This is a genomic window from Nitrospirota bacterium, assembly GCA_020846775.1.
In the GTDB taxonomy this organism is placed as follows: domain Bacteria; phylum Nitrospirota; class 9FT-COMBO-42-15; order HDB-SIOI813; family HDB-SIOI813; genus RBG-16-43-11.
Window position 1 is genome coordinate 38,031 of sequence record JADLDG010000089.1, and the last position, 7,072, is coordinate 45,102.

At 42.0% G+C, this 7,072-nt stretch carries 7 protein-coding genes; all 7 read right to left on the reverse strand.

Translation table 11 applies throughout. The annotated features are described in order from the left end of the window. Window positions 1-10: 10 nt before the first annotated feature. Window positions 11-1,219: a peptidoglycan DD-metalloendopeptidase family protein gene (locus IT392_10785; GenBank protein MCC6544963.1), complete on the reverse strand. Its 1,209-nt coding sequence runs from the start codon at window positions 1,217-1,219 to the stop codon at window positions 11-13. 260 nt (window positions 1,220-1,479) lie between these two features. Further along, window positions 1,480-1,701 carry a hypothetical protein gene (locus tag IT392_10790; GenBank protein MCC6544964.1) on the reverse strand — a complete coding sequence of 74 codons (222 nt, stop codon included), beginning with the start codon at window positions 1,699-1,701 and terminating at the stop codon, window positions 1,480-1,482. Continuing rightward, window positions 1,646-2,191 (reverse strand): sugar ABC transporter permease, encoded by a 546-nt coding sequence (locus IT392_10795; GenBank protein ID MCC6544965.1) that lies wholly within the window; start codon window positions 2,189-2,191, stop codon window positions 1,646-1,648. Before IT392_10795 ends, IT392_10790 begins: the two co-directional genes overlap by 56 nt. Continuing rightward, on the reverse strand, window positions 2,188-3,213 hold the full coding sequence (locus tag IT392_10800; protein MCC6544966.1) for an ABC transporter substrate-binding protein: 1,026 nt from the start codon (window positions 3,211-3,213) through the stop codon (window positions 2,188-2,190). The genes IT392_10795 and IT392_10800 overlap by 4 nt, the downstream gene beginning before the upstream one ends. Next, window positions 3,195-5,417 carry a bifunctional alpha,alpha-trehalose-phosphate synthase (UDP-forming)/trehalose-phosphatase gene (locus tag IT392_10805; GenBank protein ID MCC6544967.1) on the reverse strand — a complete coding sequence of 741 codons (2,223 nt, stop codon included), beginning with the start codon at window positions 5,415-5,417 and terminating at the stop codon, window positions 3,195-3,197. The genes IT392_10800 and IT392_10805 overlap by 19 nt, the downstream gene beginning before the upstream one ends. 46 nt (window positions 5,418-5,463) lie before the next feature. Then, window positions 5,464-6,492 (reverse strand): mechanosensitive ion channel family protein, encoded by a 1,029-nt coding sequence (locus IT392_10810; protein ID MCC6544968.1) that lies wholly within the window; start codon window positions 6,490-6,492, stop codon window positions 5,464-5,466. Window positions 6,493-6,781: 289 nt separating this feature from the next. Then, window positions 6,782-7,072, reverse strand: a 291-nt coding sequence (locus IT392_10815) for an OmpA family protein (protein MCC6544969.1), incomplete at its 5' end; no start/stop codon positions are given.

Genomic DNA, 7,072 nt, shown 5'->3' on the forward strand with positions numbered 1-7,072 from the left:
ATTAATATCTTCAGAACGCTGACAGGCTATCAGGTGTGCTGATAGCCGCCAGGCGTTTTTGCATCCCCTCTTTCATCCTGTTGAACTCAGCCAGTTGTCTTTCTGAAATAGCTTTTCCCTTCGGCAACTTAACAGTAAGCGGGTTGACCGGACGATCTCCTATCCGCATTTCATAATGGAGATGAGGACCGGTCGCAATTCCTGTAGCGCCCACTTTCCCAATTACCTCTCCCTGTGTCAGCCTTTTTCCTTTTTTTACTCCCCTGCTTATACTGGAAAGATGGCCGTAATATGTTTTATAACCATTGGGATGTTTGATAATAACCAGCTTACCATACGACCCCTTAAGCCCTGCAAAATGAACGACCCCGTCTCCTGTAACCGAAACCGGCGTACCTGCGGGAGAGGCATAATCCACACCGTGATGAGGGCGGTATGTCTTCAGTATTGGATGAAAGCGATTCAATGAAAAAGATGAGCTGATCCTCCTGAAACTAAGTGGTGATTTAAGAAAGCTCCTTCTAAGGCTGCCACCCTCATCATCGTAGTAGTCAGTCTCACCATCATGTTCATATCTATAGGCTTTATAGTCCTGTCCGTCATTGATAAACTCGGCACAGATGATATCACCGTATTTCTTAAACTGATCATCCCGGTACAAGCCTTCTACAATTATCTTAAATGTATCTCCCTTACGGAGATCTGAAGTGAAATCAATATCCCAGCCAAAGATGTCAGAAAGAGTCAGTGCCAGCATAAGATTTTCCTTACCATTCCCTATAGAGGATATAAGATTATTACTTATTGAGCCTGACATGTGAATAAGTCTCTTTTCATATTCAATAGCCTCCTTTTCCGCAGAGAATCCTGAGTCGGTGCGGGTTATGGTAAGGACATTATCATCGTCTATCAGGTATGTTAATGCTTTTATCTGGTCTCTTTCATCAAGAGATATCTTGTAAGGTTGTCCAGGCTTTAAATTTTTAAGCTTATGAATGTCAGCCGATGCCTTCCTCAACTCGAACAGCTCTGAGATATTAAGCCGGTATCTTTTAAATATATCAGAGAAGGTTTCGCCACGTTTTACAACCCCGCTTATCTCCCTGTATACATTGTCTCGATTTACTCCCTCATCGCCCTCCCCCTTCACTCCCAGATTAACAAGTGTCAGGAAAAATATTATTGCCAAAAAGGCGACAGCTAAATATAGTTTTTTCATCCCTTCTCCCGTAAATTAAATTTTAACAATGATTGTAGTCATACACCAGGTTATCAGAATCAATTATAAACTTTTCGGCATCTTCTGCAGAAATAAAAAAGCTTTAATATCTCCCTATTTGATGCCTATTATATTTTTATACCTGTTATCTGGTCAAACAGGATTATTTTAGATTGAGCCAGACTCATAAATGCAGTGTCTCCGGGTCTGAGCCTCTCATCTAAATTGGAATTTCCTTTAATAATCAGAGCATTCCATTTTCATTCAACCCAGTTGAATGACCCAGCAGGTTCAATCATAGATACTGTGACAGCTATAGCATTACCTCCATTTTGAGACGTTATAATAACATCTTCCGGCCTGATACCGGCAACAACATTTTCTCTCTCCGGTGGACTGTCCACTAATGGGGACAGTAATAGTCCATTACAATCTACTTGCACTGGGGTGAATTTCCTGACAACCGCAGGAATAAAATTCATCAGGGGAGTTCCGATGAATCCTGCAACAAAGGTATTGGCCGGTTTCATATAAAGGGCTGCCAAGCCAGTTTATCTTAATGCCCGTAATATAATTTAATATTCCGAAGTCTGTATTATATATCCACTCCCACATCTTTGCAGAGACAACGGTTGGTACAGCCCATGGGATAAGGACTATTGCCCTTATTATGCCTTTCATCCTGAACTGCCTGTTCAACAGCAGGGCTATAGAGAGGCCTGTCAACAATTCAAGCGTTACTGATGATACAGTAAAATACACAGTGTTCTTCAACGCATTCCAGAACCTGTCATCCCTCAACAGGAAAAGATAATTTTCAATGCCTGCAAACCTTGATATATCAAAGATGAGCAACCTCCTGTTGAGGCTGAGATACACGACATACAAGACAGGATATACTGTAATTAAAAGTAATAATATAAGGACAGGCGAAACAAATCTATATCCGTTACCATTTTTAGCTGAGGTCATTTCTCCACTTGTAGAATATATTCAATCTGTTCATGTGCCGATCTGAGGGCATCCTCAGGTTTCTTTATCCCTGATACGGCGGCGCTGAACTCTGGTTGCATGATCTGGCTTATCATCATATAGTAAGGGGTAACGGGCCTTGGCACAGCCGCCATAAAGACGGCATAAAGGCTGGTGATAAAAGGCTGCTCCCTTATCAGATCACGGTCTTTATAAAGCTGCTTTCTTGTTGGTTTGTAGCCTATTGTAAGCGCAAGTCTCTTCTGTATCTCTGTTGAAGTAAGATAGTTTATAAGTTTCTCTGCCGCCTCAGGATTTTTTGAGTATCTGTTAATTCCGAGCTGCCATCCGCCGAGAGCAGACACTGAGTTTTCGAGGACCTCCCCTCCGTTGCCCTGGAAATATTCGAGTACATTGCACACCAGACCTTCATATTGTTTGCCCTGCCAGATGAATCCATACATGCCGGTTTCTTTCTCAGTAATTCGTTTTGAAATATCAACAAGATCCTGCCATGTTTCCGGAGGTGATAACTTGTATTTCTCAAGGATATCCTTCCTATAATAGAGCAGGCCTGCATCTATATACCACGGAACTGCATAGAATCCTCCCTCGAACGAAACTGACTGTATCGGGCCTGGAAAGTACTTTTCCCTTTCATCCCCGGGCAGGAGGTTACTTATATCTTTAAGCCATCCGGCCCGCGCAAATTCAGGCACCCATATGACATCCATACTGAGGACATCAAATTCGGAACTCCCTCCTTCAAGGTTAATAACATAAAACTGATGTTGTTCGTCTGTTGACGCAGGCAGGGTCTCATCTTTTACCTTGATGCCGGGATTCCTGTTTTCAAATTCTTTGATTATTTCACGGAAAAGTCCGGCGTCACCGGCTGTCTTGCCATGCTTGAATACGAGGACAACAGACCTGTCCGAATCATTCCCACTCCTGGTACAACCGCAGGCATTGCAAAGCAATATGAAGAGAATTGTAATAGAAGCTATTGTTCTAAAAACCACCGAATAAAACCTTTTACCTCGCCCTGGGTTTTCAAATAATACTCTGCCTCGGTATTTTTCCCTATGCTTATACTGATACCCTTGTCCTTTATAGCCCTGTAAGCATCCTCATCAGTGGTGTCATCACCAATATAAAGGGGTATACCCTCTTGCCCCATATTTTCCATTATCCATGAAACTGCATTTCCTTTGTTCCATGTATTGCCCGGTCTAATTTCAATGACCTTTTTACCATGAGTGATCCTGAAAGCACCTTCATAATTCTTTGCTGTCTTCCTGAAAATGGAAAGCAGCTCCCAGAGATACTTCGGGTTTACCAATCTGAAATGGATACTTGCAGTAATCCCCTTATTCTCTATTACCACACCTTCAAGATGAGATAAGGCAGAACCCAGCCTTTCCAGGAAATCTTTTAGTAAATCAGGATCTGCAGAAGACTCCTGATTTACTACCGTCCTGCTCCCATCAAAAATCTCCGCCCCATGATTGCCCGCATAGATTATGCCTTCCACCCCTACTCTTCTTTTTAGGTCTTCAAGCTTTCTGCCGCTTACTATGGCTACAGGAACGGTCATCCTCAACCTTGACAATAGAGGTGGTATGTCGTCAGAAAGCCTTGCCTTATCCGGTGATTCAACTATAGGTGTGAGCGTCCCATCGTAATCTATAAAAACAAATATGTTCTTTCCGGCCATACGAGCTTTTAACTCATCCGCATAATCAAATATATAGTGAAACTTTTCGTCCCTGGATAATGAAATCTCTGCTGTCTCCTTCAGGAAATCTGATATCCATTGGTATATGTCATGTGTCTTTACGTGTCTTCGCATCGAGTTCATTCTTGTCATTTTCTCCTCAAGACTCATATCCAGTATCGTTTTTATTCTTTCAGAGAAATCTTCTATATCATAAGGATTGACAAGTAATGCACCTTCCAGCTCTTCCGCTGCTCCTGCAAATTCGCTCAGGATAAGCATGCCCTTTTCATCAACCTGAGAGGCAACATACTCTTTTGCCACAAGGTTCATCCCGTCGTACACCGAACTTATTATGGCTACATCAGACATCCTGTAAAGGGCCGCAAGCTCTTTATGATCTACCTTATTGTCAATATAGATAATTGGTTTCCATTTACCCTTTGAATATTTTTTATTAATCCACGATATAGACTCTTCAACACTTTTTTTATAACTTATATATGGCTCACTCATCCTCGTTGGCACTGCTATCTGGATAAATGTAAATTTTTCTCTGAACCTTTCATATGTCTCAAAGAAATGTTCAATAGCCTGAAATCTTTTCAGCAGGGCCTTTGTGTACTCAAGCCTGTCAACACCAATTCCAATGAGCATCTTTTCGATGCCGTGAACTGATTTGAATTTCTTTATCAAGCGGATAGCCTTTTGGGCAGTAGCCATTGAGTTGAACTTATCATAGTCAATACTTATGGGAAATGCCTTTAATCTTGTGGTATGACCTCTGTAAGTGACAGAGGCATTATCGTAATCTACATCAGCTTTAAGACATTCACGCACACAATCCATGAAATTCTTCACAAAGAGCGGGATCTGAAAACCTATCAAGTCATTACAAAGTAACCCTTCAAGGATATCTTGCGCCTGAGGACAGACCCTGTAAACGCCCCAGTTTGGCCAGGGGATATGCCAGAAATGGGCCAGGGTAAGGTCTCCCCTTTTTTGTTTGAGGATGGCAGGAAGGAGACAAAGGTGATAATCATGTATCCATACAACTCCGCCTTCATCAACCTCTTCGAGAACGGCATCGGCAAAAGCCTGATTCGCAATCCTGTAATCCTTCCAGAAACATTCCCTGAAGTGGATCCTGTCAAGGGTGATATGCGTCAGGGGCCACAGCACCTGGTTTGAATATCCATGATAGTAGTTTTCTATGACATGATGCTCAAGCCAGACCCTTTTTAACTTGTAGGATGGATTATCCGGCGGCACCATGATGCAGTCCTTCTCATCAACAACTTCCCTGTCATAATTGCCAGTGCCAAGGGCTACCCATGTTCCGCCTGTAGCTTTTAGAATGTCATCCATGGCTGATGTGAGACCACCTGCCGGCGTTTCAACCCTGACTGTGTCTCCCCTCTTCTTGTGGATATAAGGTTCTCTGTTGGATACTATGACCAGGGTCTTGTCAGGAAAATTCTCTTCTATGATATTATTCAACATATTCATATTAAATCTCCAATACGCTATTACCCCTGTTTTCCATGCAATACCATTATCCTTTCCAATCCTTTTCTTCTCTGAGATAAACAGTTCTGTGTGGAAATGGTATTTCTATACCTTCCTCCCTGAATTTCTTAAAAATCATCTTCCTCAGCTCATGTTGTGCAAAATACTGATCAACAAATTCCTGGACCTGACAAATCAGCGTAAAATCAAGAGAACTATCCCCGAATCCCGGTATGAACCTTACAAACGGCTCAGGATTCCCAAGAAGCCCTTGTATCTTGCCAACCGCGCTTTTTGCCACTTCTACAAGAATTCTCTCCACCCTCTCCGGATCAGAAGAATAGCTGACTCCCACTGGAATCAACAGCGACATCCTCTTTTCCGGGAGATAGTAGTTTGTTACTATGCTCTGTGAAAGCTTGCTGTTTGGGATTATGACCATATTGTTCGGGAGCATCCTTATCCTTGTAGTCCGCCAGGTAATATCATCCACATAACCCTCCTGCCCGGTTTCAAGTCTGATAAAGTCGCCAACCCTGACAGACTTTTCTATAAGGATATGTATACCGGAAAAAAGGTTCGCCAGGGTGTCCTGCAGGGCCAGTGCTACGGCAAGCCCTCCTACACCAAGTGCAGTAAGGAATGGTGTTATTGAGATACCGATGACACTGAGTGCAATCAAACCACCTAATACAAGAATAGTCCCCTTTAATATCCCGTAGGCCAGCCCTGTAGTCGGTAGCGGGAGGTTAGACTTCTGAATATAATGTGTAAAGACCTTGCCGGAAAGATTTGCTGTAGCTATCGCAACGGATAAAATCACTATAATATGAATAATCTTACTTAGATAAATAATATACTTGTCAGGAAGGTCTGATATTCCAACGCCAATATAAAGCCCAATAGCGATACACCAATAAATAGACGGTGTTTTGAAAGATAAGATAATTATATTGTCTACTTCTGTCTCTGTTTTTTTAGCCCATCTGTGCAGCAGCCTGAAGGAGATATTTCTGATAATTAATAGAATACTGGCGGATAAGAATGCGATCCCCAAAGGGATTAGTAGATTCAATAACCTTAAATCCAATAAATCCTCCTATTCGTATACTATAAAAATTACAAGTAATTGTTTTTTGCAGAAATACGATCACAATTAAAACGATCAGTATATCCGGAGATTATTATGAAATTATCAAAGATATATTATCGACCAGGATTTATAATAGCAGATTTGAGAAAGGACTTCAATGATCAGAATGATCAGAAGGTGCCGGGACCAATTCAGGATAACAAGGGAGATGTTTCCCTCCCCTTAAAGGGGGAGGGAAAGGCTGTCCTGAGAGAATTCATGCTTCATCCACTTACTCAGATGGTACAAAATGAGCTCGTCTGTTTAATTGATAACATTCCTCTGTCTGCTCATGGCAGAAGGGTCGTTCCTCTCCATAGGTAATAGTCGTAATTCTTTCAGGGGCTATACCCCTGGCAACGAGATATCTTTTAGTTGCCCGGCTCCTGCGCTCACTGAGGGTTAAGTTATAATCATTTGTCCCCCGTTCATCGGTATGTCCTTCAATGATAATCTGCTTATCAGGATTTTCTTTAAGAGATTGAATGTTTCTATTAAGTATCGGGTATGAATCAGGTCTCAT

Coding starts and splice junctions, on each gene's coding strand:
- IT392_10785 (MCC6544963.1), bottom strand. CDS start 1,219: ATGAAAAAACTATATTTAGCTGTCGCCTTTTTGGCAATAATATTTTTC.
- IT392_10805 (MCC6544967.1), bottom strand. CDS start 5,417: ATGAATATGTTGAATAATATCATAGAAGAGAATTTTCCTGACAAGACC.
- IT392_10795 (MCC6544965.1), bottom strand. CDS start 2,191: ATGACCTCAGCTAAAAATGGTAACGGATATAGATTTGTTTCGCCTGTC.
- IT392_10790 (MCC6544964.1), bottom strand. CDS start 1,701: ATGAATTTTATTCCTGCGGTTGTCAGGAAATTCACCCCAGTGCAAGTA.